The sequence below is a fragment of the Nitratireductor luteus genome (assembly GCF_026162365.1).
GTDB classification, from domain to species: domain Bacteria; phylum Pseudomonadota; class Alphaproteobacteria; order Rhizobiales; family Rhizobiaceae; genus Chelativorans; species Chelativorans luteus.
The window spans coordinates 13,335-30,425 of the sequence record NZ_JAOANW010000006.1; the positions used below are offsets into that span (position 1 = coordinate 13,335).

A 17,091-nucleotide genomic window follows, 5' to 3' on the forward strand; every position below is an offset into this window, starting at 1 on the left:
GATGAATATGCAGCAAGTAGCCGCCAGCGCGTTCTGGACCGACGACGAGATGCTGGAATGTGTCCAGATCCTTCCCGAAGGGCCGAACGTGGTCACGGTATGCTTCCAGGCCCCCTCGGGGCGGCCTTTCGGCTTTCTGGCCGGGCAGTTCATCACTCTTGAACTGCCTGTGCCGGGCGGGCCGCTCTACCGGACCTACACGATTTCATCCTCTCCTTCGCGACCGCTGTCCCTGACGGTCACCGTCAAGGCGCAGGAGAATTCCATCGGCACGCGTTGGATGATCGAGAACCTGCGGCCCCGGATGCTGCTCAAGGCATCGGGCCCGGCCGGGCGCTTCACCATGGCAGAGCATCAGGCGGAGAAATATCTCTTCATCTCGGCAGGTTCCGGGATCACGCCGATGATGTCGATGACCACACAAATCTTCGATCTCGGCCGTCCCTGCGACATCGTCTTCGTCAACTGCGCCCGCCGTCCCTCCGATATCATCTTCCGCAAGCGGCTTGAGCACATGGCTTCGCGCATGGAAGGAATCGATCTGAAATGGGTGGTGGGAGCGCCGGACATCTATCAGCCTTGGACCGGATACCAGGGCCGGTTCAATCAGCTGATGCTCGGCCTGATGGCGCCCGACTATCTTGAACGCGAAGTTTTCTGTTGCGGACCCGAGACCTTCATGCAGGCGGTGCGGGAAGCGCTTTTCGGCCTCGGTTTCAATATGGATCACTATCATCAGGAAAGCTTCCATGCTCCTCAGCAACCGGTCGCTTCACTGATCGAAGCACCGCTGCTGGACGACGATCTGCCCGAAGAGGACGTACTGGCCGAGATAAACTTCGAGGCTTCGGGTGTTACCCAGTTGTGCCCAGAGACGGAGACTGTGCTCAGCGCGGCGCGGACGGCGGGCATTGCCATCCCCTCGGGCTGTACCTTCGGTGTCTGCGGGACCTGCAAGATCCGCAAGACAGCCGGGACGGTCCATATGGTGCACAATGGCGGTATCACCGAAGACGAGATCGATGAGGGTTACATCCTCGCCTGCTGCTCGCATCCCAAAGGCAAGGTTACGCTCAATCTCTGAAGTGGATCAGTTCCGATTGGGCAGCAGGACCCCGACCGCCGGCTGGTCTTCCTCGTACCCGGCCTGTGCCTTGCGGTACTCCGCCGGTGTTACTCCGCGCTCCGCCTTCAGCGTGCGCGACAGGTGCGGGCCATCGCAGAACCCGCAGGCCAGCGCGATCTCGGTGATCGTGGCATCGGTGCTGCGAAGCCGCTGCAGCGCCCGTTCCAGACGCAGTTCCAGATAGGCCTTGAGGGGCGTTTGGCGCAGATCCGCCAGAAAACGCCGCTCAAGCGTGCGGCGCCCAACGCCCAACTCGCGTGCCAAATCCTCGACGGTCTTGGGCACCTCGACATGTTGCTGCATTCGCAGCACGGCGCGCTTGACTAGCTCATCCGTGGCACGGCGGGTGAGGGCTTGTCCGGGCTGTGCCTTATCGCCGCCCATGGCGTCGTCGATCATCATGATGTTCAGGCTCTTGATGGCGGCCGACTGGCCGACATGCCGCTGCACGAGGAATGCTGCCAGATGTGCGGCGCCGTGCCCACCGGAGCAGGTTAGGCGGTCGCGGTCGACGACGAAAATCTGGTCCGATATCGGGGTCTCCGCTTCGAACTGGTCGAGAAAGTCCTGGTGGTGGAACCAGCTCACGCAGCAACGATACCCCTTGAGCAATCCCATCCGCTGCAGAATGAACACGCCGGTGCACAGCCCCACGAGTGGCGTTCCCGCCGCAGCTCGGCCTTCGAGAAAGGCCAGCGCTTCGCCGTTCAACGCTGCGCTGTCTCCGATCAGCCCGCCCACCACGACGATGTAATCGTAGTTTTCCGCGTGGCGCAGCCGCGTGTCGGGCTGCACGCGCACGCCGCAGCTTGACCGAATGGCTTGCGGGCTGTCCGAAAGCACCGACCAGTCGCAGAGGATCGGGCGGGAATGGTCGGCCTCGTCGGCTGCCAGCCGCAGAACGTCCACGAAATTCGCGAAGGCGGAGAGCGTGAAGCGGTCGGCCAAGAGAAAGGCAACGCGAAGGCGCTTTCTGGGGCGCCCAATGGAAAGGGGCATGTCGATATCCTTCAGGTTTGATGTCGCAAATATACCTGAAGGTTGTGGTTGAAGTAAGTCTTCGCGCTCACGGACAGCGCACTTGATGACCGAGCGCGGTGAATGGGGTGCGGGTGCGGGTCTTGCAGCCAAGGTGACCACGGCGAATAGGTACGCCGTGGTCCTTCGGGATTGCATCGAAGCCGTTCGGGAGCGCGAGACCGAAGACTTCCCGGCCAAGTCGTTAGGTGCGCGGCTTCAAGTTCTCCGGATCGTAGAGCGGCTTATAGCCTACACCCACGACTTCGACGGGATAAATCTCATCGAAATAGGAGACATTTAGCTTACGGCCTTCCTGACAGTACTCCCATGGAAGATAGGCCAGAGCGATGTTCTCCCCGATGCTCGGGCCGAAAGCGATGGATGTCGTGTAGGACCGACGGCCAAGCGCGTCGATCAGGGTTTCGCCGGTTTCGGGATCGAGCACCGGAAGTGTGCCTACCGGGTATCGCGCGACGCCCTTGCTGTCGGTGTTGTCGGCCATCACGAGGGTGCAGAGCTTGGCCGGCTGATGCTCCCGTGATCGGTATTCCAGGTGCTTTGCCTTGCCGCGGAAGTCGGCTTCCTTCACCTTAGGCCGGGACAGATCCGCTTCGTAGAGATTATACTGGGTCAACAGATCGGCATTCTGCAGGCGCAAGGATTTCTCGAGACGGCGCGAGTTGGCGTAGGTCTCGACACCGACCGCGATCACGCCCGTCGAACGCAGGGCATCCCAAACAGCAAGGCCGTCCTCATAGGCCATATGCAGTTCCCAACCCTGTTCACCGACATAGGAGATGCGAAAGGCGGCAACCGACTTGCCCACGATCTTGATCCGGCGAATGGCTGCGAAGGGGAAGTTTTCCGGGAGCAGTGCATTGGGTTCTTCAACGACTTTCTGGAGATTCTCCCGAGCGTTCGGGCCCCAGATACCGATGGTGATGTATTTCTCGGTCACATCGGTGATGGTGACGTCCAGGCCTTTGTCCTGTGCCACGCGGCGCATGTAATGAAAGTCGCGCGGACCGGCATCCGCACCGTTGATCAGACGGCAGCGATCCTCCATCCGCATTACCGTAAAATCGGCGCGCACCATGCCATCGTCGTCGAGGAAATGGGTATAGATGCCCTTGCCGATATTGTTGTCGCCGCCGATCTTTGCGGCGCAAAGCCATTCCAGCAGCGCGACATGGTCGGGCCCCTCTATGTCGGTGATGTGGAAGTGCGAAAGGTTGATGATGCCGCAATTCTCACTCAGCTCGAGATGTTCGGCATTCGAGACACGCCAGAAATGGCGGTTGTCCCACTCGTTCTCGCGCACCGGCACGCGGTCGGCGTATTTCTCCAAAAGGTGCTCGTTCGCGGCATAGCCATGCGCGCGTTCCCAACCGCCGAGCTCCATGAAATAGCCGCCGAGTTCCTTCTCGCGCTCATAGAAGGGCGAACGGCGGATGTTGCGGCCATTGGCGAAAGGCTCGCGCGGGTGCACCGGCGGGTTGTAGATCTTCGCAGCCGTTTCTTCGCAGCGGCCGTGAATATATTTCTCGTCGAGCTGGAATTCGTTGAAGCGCGCGAAATCGATCCCATGGTGGTCGATGTCGGTGCGCCCGTCGGTCATCCAATCGGCGATGAGCTTGCCCATGCCGGGGCCGTCCTTGACCCAGATGCCCACTGCATACCACAGACCGCGCACCTTCTGGCTTTCGCCCATCGATGGGCCGCCGTCGGTCGAGGCCTGGAGCAGGCCGTTGAACGAATGCCCCTCGTTGAAGCCGAGTTCGGTGAGAATCGGGGTGAGTTCCATGGCGCGCTCGAGCGGCTCGAGAACGTCTTCCAGTTCGAGATCGCGCTGAGAGGGCGATAGACGCGCCTCTTCCTTTTCGAGGATCTCCCGCGGATGCACGAGGCGCGGGTTCTTCTCGTAATAATAGCCCCACTCGATCTGGCCGCCCTCGGTGGTCTTGGGGTCTCCCGTGTCGCGCATATAGGCGGAGTTGCCCTGGTCGCGGAGCAGCGGGCGGCCGATCTCGACGCCGGTGCCGGCGAATTCGTCATAGGGGCCGAAGAATGTCAGCGGGTGATCCACCGGCATGACCGGAAGGTCCTCGCCCGCCATCTCGGCAATGAGGCGGCCCCAAAGGCCTGCGCAGACCACCACGTGATCGGCATGGAGGGTGCCGCGTTCGGTCACGACGCCCTTGATCCGGCCGTCTTCGACAATGAGCGAGAGGGCGGAGGTGTTGGCGAAGGTCCTGAGCTTGCCGGCGGACACTCCCTGATCAACGAGCTTGCCTGCAACGGTTTGTGAGCGCGGGGTAACCAGGCCCGCATCCGGGTCCCACATTGCGCCCTGGATCTGGTCCTCTTCGAGGAGCGGGAACTTCTCCTTGGCCTCTGCCGCCGAAATGATCTTGACGTTGGTGCCGAAAGCCTTGCCGGAGTCGACGCGGCGCTTCAGCTCTTCCATGCGCCCGTCATCGCCGACGCGGGCGACCTCAATGCCACCGATACGCGCATAGTGCCCCATCTTCTCATAAAAATTGATGGAGTACATCGTAGTCCAGCAGGAGAGCAGGTCGTGGCTCGTTGCATAGCAGAAATCGGATGCATGCGCCGTCGAGCCGATATCGGTGGGAATGCCCGACTTGTCGATGCCGACGATGTCGTCCCAGCCGCGTTCGATGAGGTGATGCGCCACTGAGGCGCCGACAATGCCGCCAAGTCCGACGATGACAACCTTTGCCCTTTCAGGAAATGCTGACATTTCTCATTCCTTCTCTAAAACGATCGTTCTTTGCAGTACATGGCGGGCAACTTTCTCAGCCTATACGCAGGTCAAAGGACGTGTCGATCATGTAGTTGTCTGCGGTGGTATGATCAGAGCTGACGTTCCATTTCGGGCAGGATTTCGAAGAGATCTCCCACGATTCCGTAGTCGGCGATCTGAAAGATCGGTGCTTCCTCGTCGGTGTTGATCGCCACGATCACCTTCGCATCCTTCATGCCGGCAAGGTGCTGGATGGCACCGGAAATCCCGCAAGCGATATAGAGCTCGGGAGCGACGACCTTGCCGGTCTGGCCGACCTGCAGATCGTTCGGAGCGTAGCCGGCGTCGACAGCCGCACGGGAAGCACCTATGGCGGCGCCTAGCTTGTCTGCGACCGGGCTGATGACCTTGCGGAAACTCTCCTCGGAGCCGAGCGCCCGACCGCCGGAGACCACGATTTTCGCGGAGCCGAGTTCGGGGCGATCACTCTTGGAGAAGATGTTCTCGACGAAACTCGAGAGACCAGCTCCTGCAGTCCCGGTTTCGACGATCTTGATCGGCGCGGCCGTACCGCTCTTTCCGGCTGCAGGAAAAGCCGCTGTGCGCACGGTCAGCACCTTTTTGGCATCGGTCGTCTGCACGACTTCGATGGCGTTGCCGGCGTAGATCGGCCGTTTGAACGTGTCGGCGGAAATAGCTTCGGTGATCTCGGAAATCTGCATCACGTCTAGCATGGCGGCGACACGCGGCAGCACGTTCTTGCCCGTCGTCGTGGCGGGCGCGACGATGGTATCATAATTGCCGCTCAGTGAGAGGATCAGCTCGGCAGTCGGTTCGGCGAGACGATGCTCGAGTGCGTTGCCCTCGGCAAGGATCACGCTGCGCACGCCTGCAAGCGATGCTGCCTCCTCAGCTGCTGATCCAGCGTTCTTGCCTACGATCAGCACGTCGATGTCGCTGCCAATCCGAGAAGCTGCGGCCAGAGCCTTTGCGGTCTGATCCGAAAGCGCGGCGTTGTCATGCTCTGCGAAAAGAAGGATAGCCATTTCGTTCCCCGTTCAATCAGATGACGCCAGCTTCGTTTTTAAGCTTGTCGAACAGCTCGGCGGTGTTCGCGACTTTAATCCCACCTTGGCGCACAGCGGGTTCTTCGGTCCGCAGGACACGAAGCCGGGCCTCCACAGTTACCCCGAAATCCTGCGGGGTCTTCTGTTCCAGAGGCTTCTTCTTGGCTTTCATGATATTCGGAAGCGAGGCATAGCGCGGCTGGTTCAGGCGCAGATCGGCTGTCATGATTGCGGGCAGGCGCACATCGATGACTTGGAGCCCTCCGTCCACCTCGCGGGTCACTTTCGCGCGATCCGCGCCAAGATCGATCCTGGAGGCGAAAGTGGCCTGGGACCAGCCAAGCAGCGCGGCGAGCATCTGGCCGGTCTGGTTGGCATCGTCGTCGATCGCCTGTTTGCCGAGGATCACCAGCCCCGGCTGTTCATTCTCGGCCACGCCCTTGAGCAGTTTTGCGACAGTCAGCGGCTCCACTGTGCCGTCCACGGTGATGAGAATGGCCCGGTCCGCGCCCATGGCAAGCGCGGTGCGCAAAACGTCCTGCGCCTGAGCCGGGCCGATCGAGACAACCACGACCTCATCGGCTTTGCCCGCTTCCTTTAGGCGGATGGCCTCTTCGACAGCGATTTCGTCGAACGGGTTCATCGACATCTTGACATTGGCGAGATCGACTCCGCTCCCATCCGTCTTTACGCGGATTTTCACATTGTGGTCGATGACCCGCTTAACGGGCACCAGTATCTTCATCTTTCTTCCTCCCTGCCAGACCCCCGAGCCGGGCATGCTAAGCTCATGAACCGATTCCGCACATTTGGCGGGCTTGTGTTCTGTTTCGAAGGCGCGGGAGCGAAGTACCGATGCGACGCCCCGCTTGCTTTTTCGATCCACGGCGGGATCTGCGGAACTGAACTCCGGGCACCTATCCGTCCTGCGGAAGCGGGCTGTGTTTTCCCCTCTATCACTTGCCCGTGCTCAAGATCACGAGTTCGTGCAGGGATTCCAGATTCCAGTTTCGGGAGGGCAGTATTGCGACGAATCCTTAGGGGAAAATAGTATGATTGCGTCAACGCGAGATTATCGCTACGACAGTATGAAGCAAAATATCATTGCACGAGAATGATGGACCCACGCTCGGAACAGAGAGCAAGACCGCACGCCGTGAGCGCAAGGGCCTTGCGACCGCGGCCGGAGGAAACACGGCTGTCGGTCGGCTTCATACTTGCCAAACGTTTTACCCTTTGCGCCTTCGCCAATTTTGTCGACGTTCTCAGACTGGCCGCCGACGAAGGAGATCGCAGCCGGCCCATCCTGTGCAAATGGACCGTGCTCTCCGACACCATGGATGCAGTGCTGTCGAGTTGCGGTATCACAGTACAGCCTCAGGAACGGTTGGGGGATCCGACCAAGTTCGACTATGTCGTCGTCGTTGGCGGGCTGATGGACGAAACCCCGAGCCTCGGTTCTGCGTATACGCGCTACCTGCATCAGGCTGCGGCTGCAGGCGTTCCGCTTGTTGGCATCTGTACCGGAGCATTTCTCCTGCATCAAGCCGGGCTGCTCAATGGCTATCGCTGTTGCGTGAGTTGGTTTCATCACGCCGATTTTCTCGAACAATTCGAAGGTCTCAGGCCGGTTGCCGATCAGATTTTTGTCGTCGACGGCGACCGGCTGACCTGCTCCGGCGGCGCGAGTTCGGCGCATCTCGCCGCTTATCTCGTCGACAAGCATGTCGGGCGGGCGCAAGCAAGCAAGAGCCTGCACATCATGATCATCGACGATGCACTGCACGCCGAGAAACCCCAGCCGGGTATCACGCTCGATTTCAAGGTGCGCGATCCGTTGGTATTGCGTGTGTTGCTCATCATGCAGCAGCACATCGACACGCCTCTATCGGTCAAGGAGATCGCGCGCCGGATGGGGCACAGCAAACGGCAGATCGAACGCCATTTTCGCGCTGCGCTCGATCTGTCGCCACAGGAAGCCTTCCTTCACATCCGCCTGTCGCTAGCGCACCACCTCATCGAAACGACCGGGAAGTCCATTGCCCAGATAGCGGTGGACTGCGGCTTCTGCGACTCTTCGCATCTGGGCCGAATGTTCCGACGCCGCTTCGGTTCCACGCCGCAGGCGTTGCGCCGCTCCGTTGCGGCGCAGGATTGACAGACCGCCCTTTACGGATCCGTGACGCGCCATCGCTGCCCGGCCACTCCGATGGGTGGGCGCGCAACGCCGCCGTTTGTCCAAGCGCGTTCGGGCAAGGCTTTTACATGGCAAAGGACAGTACCCGAGAAAAAGCGCCCGCAGCCGAAACGCAGTAAGCGGCAGCGGGCGCAGGGCGGGTTGTTGGCGCTTTATCGCGGTTCGCTGGCAAGGCCACGCCAGATGGCGACGCACATCACTAGCAGGACGACCGTGAACGGCAGACCGGTCGAAATAACCATGGACTGCAGCGAAGTCAGACCGCCTGCCGACAAGAGCAAGACGATTGCGACAATGCCTTCGAATACGCACCAGAAAATGCGCTGCGGGGCTGGAGCGTCCACTTTTCCGCCGGAAGTGATCGTGTCGATTACCAGCGATCCAGAATCCGACGACGTCACGAAGAACACGATCACCAGAATGATTCCGACGAAAGACGTGATGGTCGAGAGCGGCAGCGCGTCGAGCATTGCGAAGAGCTGAAGCGGTAGTTCTGCATTCTGAACGGCGGAGTATCCGTCATTTACGACCTGATTGATCGCCGCTCCGCCGAAAACGGACATCCAGATCACGCAGACCAGTGAGGGGATCAGCAATACGCTGATGATAAACTCGCGCACGGTTCGGCCACGGCTTACGCGAGCTATGAACATGCCCACGAAGGGTGACCAGGAAATCCACCACGCCCAGTAGAACGAGGTCCAGCCCTGCATGAAGTTGATATCTTCACGCCCGACCGGATTCGACAGAGCCGGCAGATATTCGAGATAGGCCAGCAGGAATTTTCCGGCGTCGGTCACCAGCAGCAGTGTCGGTCCGGCGACGAGCACGAAGACGAGCAGCAGGAACGCCATCCCCATGTTGATCTCGGAGAGGAGCTTCACCCCGGCTTCGAGGCCGCGAATGACTGACACGAGGGCGATCGCGGTGATGCCGATGATCAGGACGACTTGCGAGGTGGTGCTGACCGGAATGCCAAAGAGTTCGTTCAAGCCCGCATTGGCTTGAGCCGCGCCGAGGCCAAGCGAAGTAGCGAGGCCGAAGAGTGTCGCGAAGACCGCGAGGATATCGATGATGTGCCCCGGCCAACCCCAGACCCGTTCACCGAAGATCGGGTAGAATGCCGAGCGGATGGTTAGCGGCAGTCCCTTGTTGTAGCTGAACAAGGCAAGGCTCAGCGCGACGATCGCGTATATGGCCCAGGGATGCAGCGCCCAGTGGAAAATCGAGGCCGCCATGCCGAGCCGGATCGCTTCGTCTTGGCTGGTCACAGCGCCAAGCGGTGCCCAGTCCGTGCGCACGCCGTCCGCTCCCAAGGTGGTGCCGCCGAGGGATGACGAGAAATGGCTGAGGGGTTCGGATACGCCGTAGAACATGAGGCCAATTCCCATGCCCGCGGCGAACAGCATCGAGAACCAGCTGATATAGCTGAAGTCCGGCACCGCGTCGCGACCGCCCAGCCGGACCTTGCCATAGGGGCTGACCACCAGAACGAGGCAGAGAATGACAAATATATCTGCCGCACCCAGGAAGAACCAGTCGAAGCCCTTGGTCACTTTGGAAAAGAGCGCGCTGAAGATCGTGTTGGCCTGTTCAGGCAGGAATAAAGTGAACACTACGAAGGCTATGACCGCGATCGCGGAGATCGCAAAAACTGGATTATGGACGTCGAAGCCAATCGGACCTACGGAGCCTTCGATATTGTCACGACCGATAGTATAGTCGGTCTCGATCAGTCCTCCCTGCAGACTTTCCGATGGGCTGTTCGCATTGGTGTCTTCGGCGTTGTATACGTTCGTCAAGAGCATTCCCCTTTTTGGACGGGCTTACGGTTATTGTCCGTTTTCGATGTCCATTTTCATTGGACCTTCTTTTTTGTCTTGTGATGGGAGGCTAGCGTCGCCGCGAATGCGTGAACGGGTATCCTTGGAGGCCGCAGTTTTTCAGGTCATGGAGTGTTGTCTCGGCGTTCGCAGTGGCGACCCGCTCGGCAGTGCCTGCGACATGAACCGAAGCGCGCTTGAACAAGCTCGCGCGAGGCGCAAGTCATGCAACGGTTTTCAAGCTGCACCCAATGCTCCCTGACTTGTCTCGGCAGGTAACCTGCTCTTGGTGAACTTCCCCATTTCGGAAATATTGGAGGCTTGGAAGTAAACAGAGCAGAGCATTTGCGACGAAGGAGCAGTAAGAAGGCGACGATAGGGGCGGGGGCTCAGTCGATGGCTGGCGGCATCAACTGATGAATGCCGGAGGCAATGCCACACGTTCATAAACCGCCGTTGGCAGTTGACAGCCGGACGCGTGCGTCATCGCTCGCCGCCCGCGTCCGCGAGGAAGCCGGCCTGCCTACCTCCACAACCTGGTACATCAGCCAGCCGGAGCAGGCGGACGGACTGATCCGCAACGATCAGCTCGACCTCGTCATGCTTGACCGGCCGCTGCTCGGGACCCGCACTGGCCCTATGCAGTTGCCGCAAAACTCGGCGTTAACCGCGCCGCCTGGACGCTGCCCACCCCTTACGCCCACTGGCTCGAACGCTACCGTGCGGCGCGAACCTTCTTCTCCTTGTCATCCCGAACGCCTCTTGAGGGGTTGCGGGAGGAGAGCGAAATGGCACGCTAAGCAGCCCGTGGATACCCCATCGCGGTCGACTGCTACGGGCCCGTTGCAGACATTGATCGACGTTACAGGGGTACCTGAAGCGCTGCGATCCGTGTGCCAGCTCCTTCAGCCAATTCGATTCCTCCCGCCTTTTCGAGCGCTATCGTAAGATTACGCATTAAAACTTGGGCATGCCGGTTGGACGCATGTGGCGTTTTTGGGCGGCGATGCGGAATTGGGCGTTGGCGGCGCCATAGCCGCGGTAGCCGCCGCGCCGTTCCACGATCTCGAAGAAGAAGCCTTCCCCGTAGCTCGGGCTGTAGAGCTGGAAATACTCTCCGCCGTTGTCCCGGTCATACAGGATGCTGCAGGTTTTCAGGCGGTCGAGGAATGCCCCGTCGAGACCGAAGCGGGCGTCGAGATCGTCGTAGTAGTTGGGCGAAATGACGAGCGGATGGAAGCCGTTTTCAAGCAGCGCCTCGGCGGTGGCGAAGATGTCGCCGGTCTCGAAGGCAAGGTGCTGGACGGCGGAGCCGAAGCTTTCGGCCAGGAAATGGCCGGCCAGCGTCCGCCGGTTTTCCGCCCCGTTCAACGTGACTCTAAAGCCGCCGTCGTGGGATTCGATCGCCTGGCTGCGTATCAGCCCGGCCGGATCGACGACGTCGACCATCGGCATTTTCCGCGTGGCGAAGATCGAGGTGTAGAAGAGCAGCCAGGTAAGCATCTCCTTGTAGTCCATCGTCTGGGCGACATGGTCGATGCGGGTCAGGCCGGCGTCGCGGGGCTTTGCCTCGTCGGTGGCCGGCCTGAATTCGATCTCCCACACGCGCGCGAGATCGCTCTTGGCATCGATGAAGTGCATGATGCCGCCGCCAACGCCATGGATCGCTGGGATTTTCAGTTCGCCAGGCCCTACGGGCTGCTCGAAAGGTTCCGCGCCCAGCGCCCGTGCCCGACGGACCGTCGCTTCCGCATCGGCCACCTTCAGCCCGACGTCGCAGACCGAGGCCCCGTGGACGACATAGGAAGATCGGGCAAAGCCCTGCCGCTCGGTGTTGATGACGATGTTGATGCCGCCTTGCCGCCAGAGCTCGACATCCTTGGAAATGTGCCGGCCAGCGCGAGCGAAGCCAAGCGTGTGCAGCATCGCACCGAGTTCCTTGGCCTCCTCTTCGTCCACTGCGAATTCCATGAACTCGACGCCGTCGACGGCTACGCGCTCCGGCATGTCGGGCACCGCGATCTTTATGCCGGGCTCGCTCCGGCGTACCCGGTCCATAAGGTAGACCAGAGACCTATGCCCATCGATAGAGATCGATTTTGGTGAGCCGCCGCGGAACTGGTCGTTGAAGATTTCGAGCGACAGGGGCCCGCTGTAGCCGGTCGCCGCGACCGCGCGCATGAACCCGAGGACATCGAGATCGCCTTCGCCCGGCATATTGCGGAAGTGCCGGCTCCAGTAAAGCAGGTCCATGTCGATCCTGGGCGCATCGGCAAGCTGCACGAAGAAGATGCGGTCTCCGGGTATCGAGCGGATCGTATCGGGGTCGACCTGGCGCGCGAGCGTATGGAAGCTGTCGAGAATGATACCGACATTGGCATGGTCGGCGCGGCGCACTACTTCCCATGCGTCGCGATGGTCGTTGATGTGCCGGCCCCAGGCCAACGCTTCGTAGCCGACGCGGATATCGTGGCGCCGGGCCCGCTCGCCCAGCTCGCGGAAATCCGCCGCTGCCCTGTCTATGCCGCCGAGCGCGATCGGCGAGACGCTGGAGCAGACGAGCATGAGGTTGGCGCCGAGCTCTCCCATCAGGTCGAACTTGCGCTCGGCACGGTCGAAGGCGCGGCTGCGCTGTGGCTCGGGCATGCCCTCGAAATCGCGAAACGGCTGGAACAGCGAGATTTCCAGCCCATGGTCGCGCACCATCCGCCCCACGTCGCTCGGGCTGCCGTCGAAGGTGAGAAAATCGTTTTCGAATATCTCCACACCGTCGAAACCGGCGGCTGCTATGGCGGCCAGCTTCTCGGGAAGGTCCCCAGAGATGGAAACAGTCGCAATGGAGGTCTTCATCGAATGCTTGCGCTCCCGTTCATTTCGCCGCCGGATTTCGGGCCATCATCGACACGCCATGCCGCCACAGCGGCGTCTGCGAAGCGATCATGAGGAGGAAGGCGGCGGTGAGGATCAGCGATATGGGGTGCGAGACGAAGTCCCAGAGGAACGTTCCGACGTCGCCGCGCGCACCGATCATCGCGCGCCGGTAGTTCGCATCCATCATCGGGCCCAGGATGACACCCAGGATGACGGGGCCGACCTGGAAACCATAGATCTTCATGAAATAGCCGAAAACGCCGAACAGAAGCATCCAGTAGATATGCACGGGATCGTTCTGGATCGCGTAGGTGCCCACCGCCGACAGGACGATGATGAGCGGGATCAGTATCGCCTTCGGGCACTCGACGATCTTGGTGAAGATCCTGATGCCCGTCAGGCCGAATATCAGGAGGAAGATGTTCGCCAGCGTCAGGTTGCCCACCGTGAACCAGAACAGATGCGGCGTTTCCACGAGAAGCATCGGACCGGGCTTGAGGCCATGGATGAAGAGCGCGCCGATGATGACGGCGGTGACGGCATCTCCCGGGATGCCGAGGGTGAGCATGGGGATGAAGGCGCCGCCGACGGCGGCGTTGTTGGCCGCCTCGGGAGCAACCAACCCCTCCTTCGCGCCTTCGCCGAAGGGGACTTCGGGGCTTTTCGTCGTGCGCTTTGCATAGTCGTAGGCAAGCAGTGCGGCAATATCCCCGCCCGTGCCCGGCAAGGCGCCGATGACGGTGCCGATGCCGGACGACCGGATTCCGAGCCAGAAGTATCGCTTCACGTCGTCGAGCCGGGGCACGATCCGGCCGACCTTCTGTTTTACCGCCGCCACATCGACGGTCTTTAACTGCATCAGGGCTTCAGCCACGCCGAAGAAACCGATCATGGCCACGACATAGGGAACGCCGCCCATCAGCGTTACCGAGCCGAAAGTGAAACGCCCCTCCGCCGTCATCGGGTCGAGGCCGATCATGCCGATGAGCACACCGAGACCGCCGGCGAACACGCCCTTGGCGAAGCTTTCTCCGGAGAGGGTGCCGACAAGCAGGATGCCGATCAGGCCGAGCAGCAGGTAATCGCGCGAGACGAACATGATGGCGATGTCGGAAATCATCGGGGCGAACAGTGCCAGCGCGAGTATGCCGACGAACCCGCCAATCACCGACATCACCGTGGTCAGCGCGATAGCCGATCCGGCCTCGCCGCGCTTGGCGATGGGGTAGCCTTCGAGAGCCGTTGCGATGGCGCTTGGCGCGCCGGGAATGTTGAGAAGAATTGCCGTGCGCGAGCCTCCATAGACCCCGCCGACAAAGACTCCGGCGATCAGGGCGAGCGCTTCGTTGACCTGCCATTTGAAGGTGAACGAGATCAGGATCGATGTCGCCATGGTGACCGACAAACCGGGGATGGCACCGACATAGATGCCGGCCAGGGTTCCAGCGGCTGTCAGGAACAGGAGCCATGGATCGAGCCAGGATAGGCTCAGATAGCCGAGCGTCTCGATCATTGGAACACACCTGACATCAGAATACACCGGGCGGGATCAGTTGCCCCTGGGGCAGGACGACCTGGAAGATCACGCGGAACAGGAAATACACGATGGCGAGGCTGACGAGAGAAAGCGCCAGGCAAACCAGCACATGTCTGCGCCATAGGAAGGCAAACGAGACGAACAGGAAGACGCCGGAGGCAAGTACGAAGCCAATGAGCGGCATGGCGGCGAGATAGGCGGCCACCAGCACCAGCATGACCAGCAGCTTCACGGGCACGACCTCCGCCATGCCGGCGGCGAACGTGCGTCTGTTTTCGTGATCAACACGAGCCCGCAATGTGTCGCGCAGGATGAACAGGGCCGATCCCAGCATGGCAGCGGCGGCCAGCATGGGAAAGACACCGGGCTGTGAGAGCCCTGTGAAACCCGAGATCAGGAATGCCTGCCAAAGGGCGACCGCGCTGAAAAGCACGATCAGGCAGGCAAATACCCGTTCTCCCGGCCGAAGTGTTTTTGGACCAGACATCGTCTTTTCCCCGAGGCTCGTTGAACGAGGCCGCCGCCGCGGCACGAGAACCGGGGCGGCGGAAATCGTTATTCAGGCCGCGCGATGCCCAGGGTCTCCGGACTGACTTTTGCCGCACCCGTATCCTGCAGCACCCAGGCCGTGACCTGCTGCCATTTGGTCAGGAAGTTGGCTGCTTCCTCGCCGGCAATGTTCATGACAACATTGCCCCTGTTGGTCATCAGGGTCTGGAAATCCTCGGTGGCAGCGGCCGTCTTGAAGGCTTCGACAAGCGTCTGCTTGACGTCATCCGGCACCTCGGAGCGCACGAAGACACCATAGAAGGGGCCCCAAGGCAGATATTTCGCCATTTCAGGAAGCGCATCGGTGATCGGGGGAGCATCCGGCAATGTAACGACCGGATCGATATCGACCACTGCCAATGCCCGCATATTCCCGGCCTTGATCTGTTCGGCCGCGGCGGAAATTCCCGCCGGCATGAAGTCGACCTCGCCGCCGAGCATTGCGGTCAGGCCAGGTCCCTCGCCGTCGAACGGGATTGCGGTGACTTCAAAATCGGTAGCGTTGGCGATCAATGCTGCGACCGTGCTGGGCAGGCCGCCCGGCCCGGTGGATCCCATCTTTACCTGTCCGGGGTTTTCCTTGATGTCCTGGAGCAGGTCTTCCATGGTCTGGTATTTGGAGCCCGCCGGCACCGTCACGACCGCAACACCGCGCCCCAGGATGTTGACGGGATAGAACTGCGAATAGTCGATGTCCGACACGCCCATGACCGGGTGCAGCTGTGGGTTCTCAGCACCGTAGAGGAACGTATATCCATCGGCGGGGGCCGCCTTGACATAGGCCGTCGAGATGGCTCCCGCACCGCCGGACTTGTTGAGGACGACAATCGGCTTGCCGAGCGCCTCTTCGGCGGCGGGGTTCACCGCCCGGGCCACGGTGTCGGTTGCGCCGCCCGCGCCCCACATCACGACGCCGAGAAGCTCCCGCTCGGGAAACGTCTGCGCCAACGCAACGCCGGACATGACCAACAGGGCCGCGCCGGCCCCTAGAATTCTCGATAGCATTCTTTCCTCCCTCGGCGGTACGTCCGCCTGTCTGAATGGGCAACAGCGCGCCCTCCCGCGGTTCGAAACTCCTCCCGCCAGGGCACCTTGCCACTGGCAGAATGGAAGAGGGCGCGAGATAACTCAATTACCAATTTCTAAGTGTCCTATAACTTTGTGCTATGCAGGCCAGCCGTCATCTCGTCGCGGAGACAGCCGACAAAGGTTTCCGCGAAACTGGAAAGCTCCACGTCGGCCCGGTACGCGACATAGGTCTCGAATGTAGTCTCCTCGCTTATGGGGATTACGACAAGGCTGTCCCTCGCGCTTCCCAGATCGGCGACGGTGAAGCTGTCCAGCACGGCAACGCCCAGGTTCTGCTTGATGAGCTGAATTACAGTGCTGCCGAACCGCGCGCGGATCGAGATATCGTAATTCAGGTTCTTCGCCACGAATATTCCCGCCAGAATGCTTCCGTAAGGGTCGGTGGGTTCGATGCCGACGAGCGGATACTGCGCGATCTGTTCCGCCGAGACCGTCGCGCATGCGGCTAGAGGATGGGAGCGCTCGACGAGGCACACGAGCGTGCCGGATGCGAGCGGTGCAAACCTTATCGAGGGATGGTCGAACAGGTAGCTCATGCACACAAGTTCGCCCCGGCCCAGCAACAAATAGTCGACCGCTTCCTCGATCTTGAGAAGCTCGACATTGAGGCGCAGGTCCGGGTAGCGCTTCTTGAGCCGCGCCACTGCACGCGGAACCATGGCATGGGCGATGCTAGGCACGGAACCGACCGCCAGTTCCACGTCGCGGCCGCGCTCCAGAAGGGTGATGGCCGACTGCAGATTGTCCAGCTTCTTGTGAACGTCCTGAAGCTGGGAAAATATGCCGCGCGCTTCTGGCGTCGGCATATAGCGACCGCCCTGGCGCGTAAAAAGCTTAATTCCCAGCACCGATTCCAGATGTTTCATCGTACGGCTGATGCCCGGTTGGGCAACGTTCAGCAATCGGGCGGCGCCGGCGATCGACCCGGCGACCATGACAGCGCGTACGACTTCGATCTGCCTGAGAGTAAGACGCCGGTCCCCGGACATGTATTGCCTCCGAACGCGCCGGCTAAGCATCCGCCATGGCCGGTGTGAAGCCGAAG

12 protein-coding genes are annotated in these 17,091 nt (G+C 60.9%); 2 read left to right on the forward strand and 10 right to left on the reverse strand.

The window, feature by feature from the left end; translation table 11 throughout:
* Positions 1 to 7: 7 nt before the first annotated feature.
* Positions 8 to 1,084 (forward strand): FAD-binding oxidoreductase, encoded by a 1,077-nt coding sequence (locus tag N1058_RS08975; RefSeq protein ID WP_265517502.1) that lies wholly within the window; start codon positions 8 to 10, stop codon positions 1,082 to 1,084.
* A 6-nt stretch (positions 1,085 to 1,090) separates the two neighbouring features.
* Here N1058_RS08975 and N1058_RS08980 read toward each other — a convergent pair whose 3' ends face one another.
* The 4 genes from N1058_RS08980 to N1058_RS08995 all read right to left on the reverse strand — a co-directional run bounded on the left by N1058_RS08980 (position 1,091) and on the right by N1058_RS08995 (position 6,725).
* A complete protein-coding gene (locus N1058_RS08980; RefSeq protein ID WP_265517180.1) occupies positions 1,091 to 2,125 on the reverse strand; it encodes a GlxA family transcriptional regulator in 1,035 nt (344 codons plus the stop codon).
* Positions 2,126 to 2,348: 223 nt separating this feature from the next.
* Complete coding sequence (locus N1058_RS08985; protein ID WP_265517181.1) at positions 2,349 to 4,910, reverse strand: GcvT family protein; 2,562 nt, start codon at positions 4,908 to 4,910, stop codon at positions 2,349 to 2,351.
* A gap of 113 nt (positions 4,911 to 5,023) precedes the next feature.
* Positions 5,024 to 5,959 carry an electron transfer flavoprotein subunit alpha/FixB family protein gene (locus N1058_RS08990; protein ID WP_265517182.1) on the reverse strand — a complete coding sequence of 312 codons (936 nt, stop codon included), beginning with the start codon at positions 5,957 to 5,959 and terminating at the stop codon, positions 5,024 to 5,026.
* A gap of 16 nt (positions 5,960 to 5,975) precedes the next feature.
* On the reverse strand, positions 5,976 to 6,725 hold the full coding sequence (locus N1058_RS08995) for an electron transfer flavoprotein subunit beta/FixA family protein (protein ID WP_265517183.1): 750 nt from the start codon (positions 6,723 to 6,725) through the stop codon (positions 5,976 to 5,978).
* A gap of 576 nt (positions 6,726 to 7,301) precedes the next feature.
* Between N1058_RS08995 and N1058_RS09000 the strand changes: the two genes are divergently transcribed.
* Positions 7,302 to 8,138, forward strand: coding sequence for a GlxA family transcriptional regulator (locus N1058_RS09000; protein WP_420847959.1), 837 nt, complete (start codon positions 7,302 to 7,304; stop codon positions 8,136 to 8,138).
* A gap of 191 nt (positions 8,139 to 8,329) precedes the next feature.
* Here N1058_RS09000 and N1058_RS09005 read toward each other — a convergent pair whose 3' ends face one another.
* From N1058_RS09005 to N1058_RS09030, 6 genes are all read right to left on the reverse strand, one after another.
* On the reverse strand, positions 8,330 to 9,985 hold the full coding sequence (locus N1058_RS09005; protein WP_265517185.1) for a BCCT family transporter: 1,656 nt from the start codon (positions 9,983 to 9,985) through the stop codon (positions 8,330 to 8,332).
* 972 nt (positions 9,986 to 10,957) lie between these two features.
* The gene (locus N1058_RS09010; protein WP_265517186.1) at positions 10,958 to 12,850 is read right to left on the reverse strand and encodes a bifunctional sugar phosphate isomerase/epimerase/4-hydroxyphenylpyruvate dioxygenase family protein; all 1,893 of its coding nucleotides are present in this window, start codon (positions 12,848 to 12,850) and stop codon (positions 10,958 to 10,960) included.
* A gap of 19 nt (positions 12,851 to 12,869) precedes the next feature.
* On the reverse strand, positions 12,870 to 14,384 hold the full coding sequence (locus N1058_RS09015) for a tripartite tricarboxylate transporter permease (RefSeq protein ID WP_265517187.1): 1,515 nt from the start codon (positions 14,382 to 14,384) through the stop codon (positions 12,870 to 12,872).
* 16 nt (positions 14,385 to 14,400) lie between these two features.
* A complete protein-coding gene (locus N1058_RS09020; protein WP_265517188.1) occupies positions 14,401 to 14,895 on the reverse strand; it encodes a tripartite tricarboxylate transporter TctB family protein in 495 nt (164 codons plus the stop codon).
* 68 nt (positions 14,896 to 14,963) lie between these two features.
* Complete coding sequence (locus tag N1058_RS09025) at positions 14,964 to 15,962, reverse strand: tripartite tricarboxylate transporter substrate binding protein (protein WP_265517189.1); 999 nt, start codon at positions 15,960 to 15,962, stop codon at positions 14,964 to 14,966.
* Positions 15,963 to 16,108: 146 nt separating this feature from the next.
* Positions 16,109 to 17,035 carry a LysR family transcriptional regulator gene (locus tag N1058_RS09030; protein WP_265517190.1) on the reverse strand — a complete coding sequence of 309 codons (927 nt, stop codon included), beginning with the start codon at positions 17,033 to 17,035 and terminating at the stop codon, positions 16,109 to 16,111.
* Between the last annotated feature and the right edge of the window lie 56 nt (positions 17,036 to 17,091).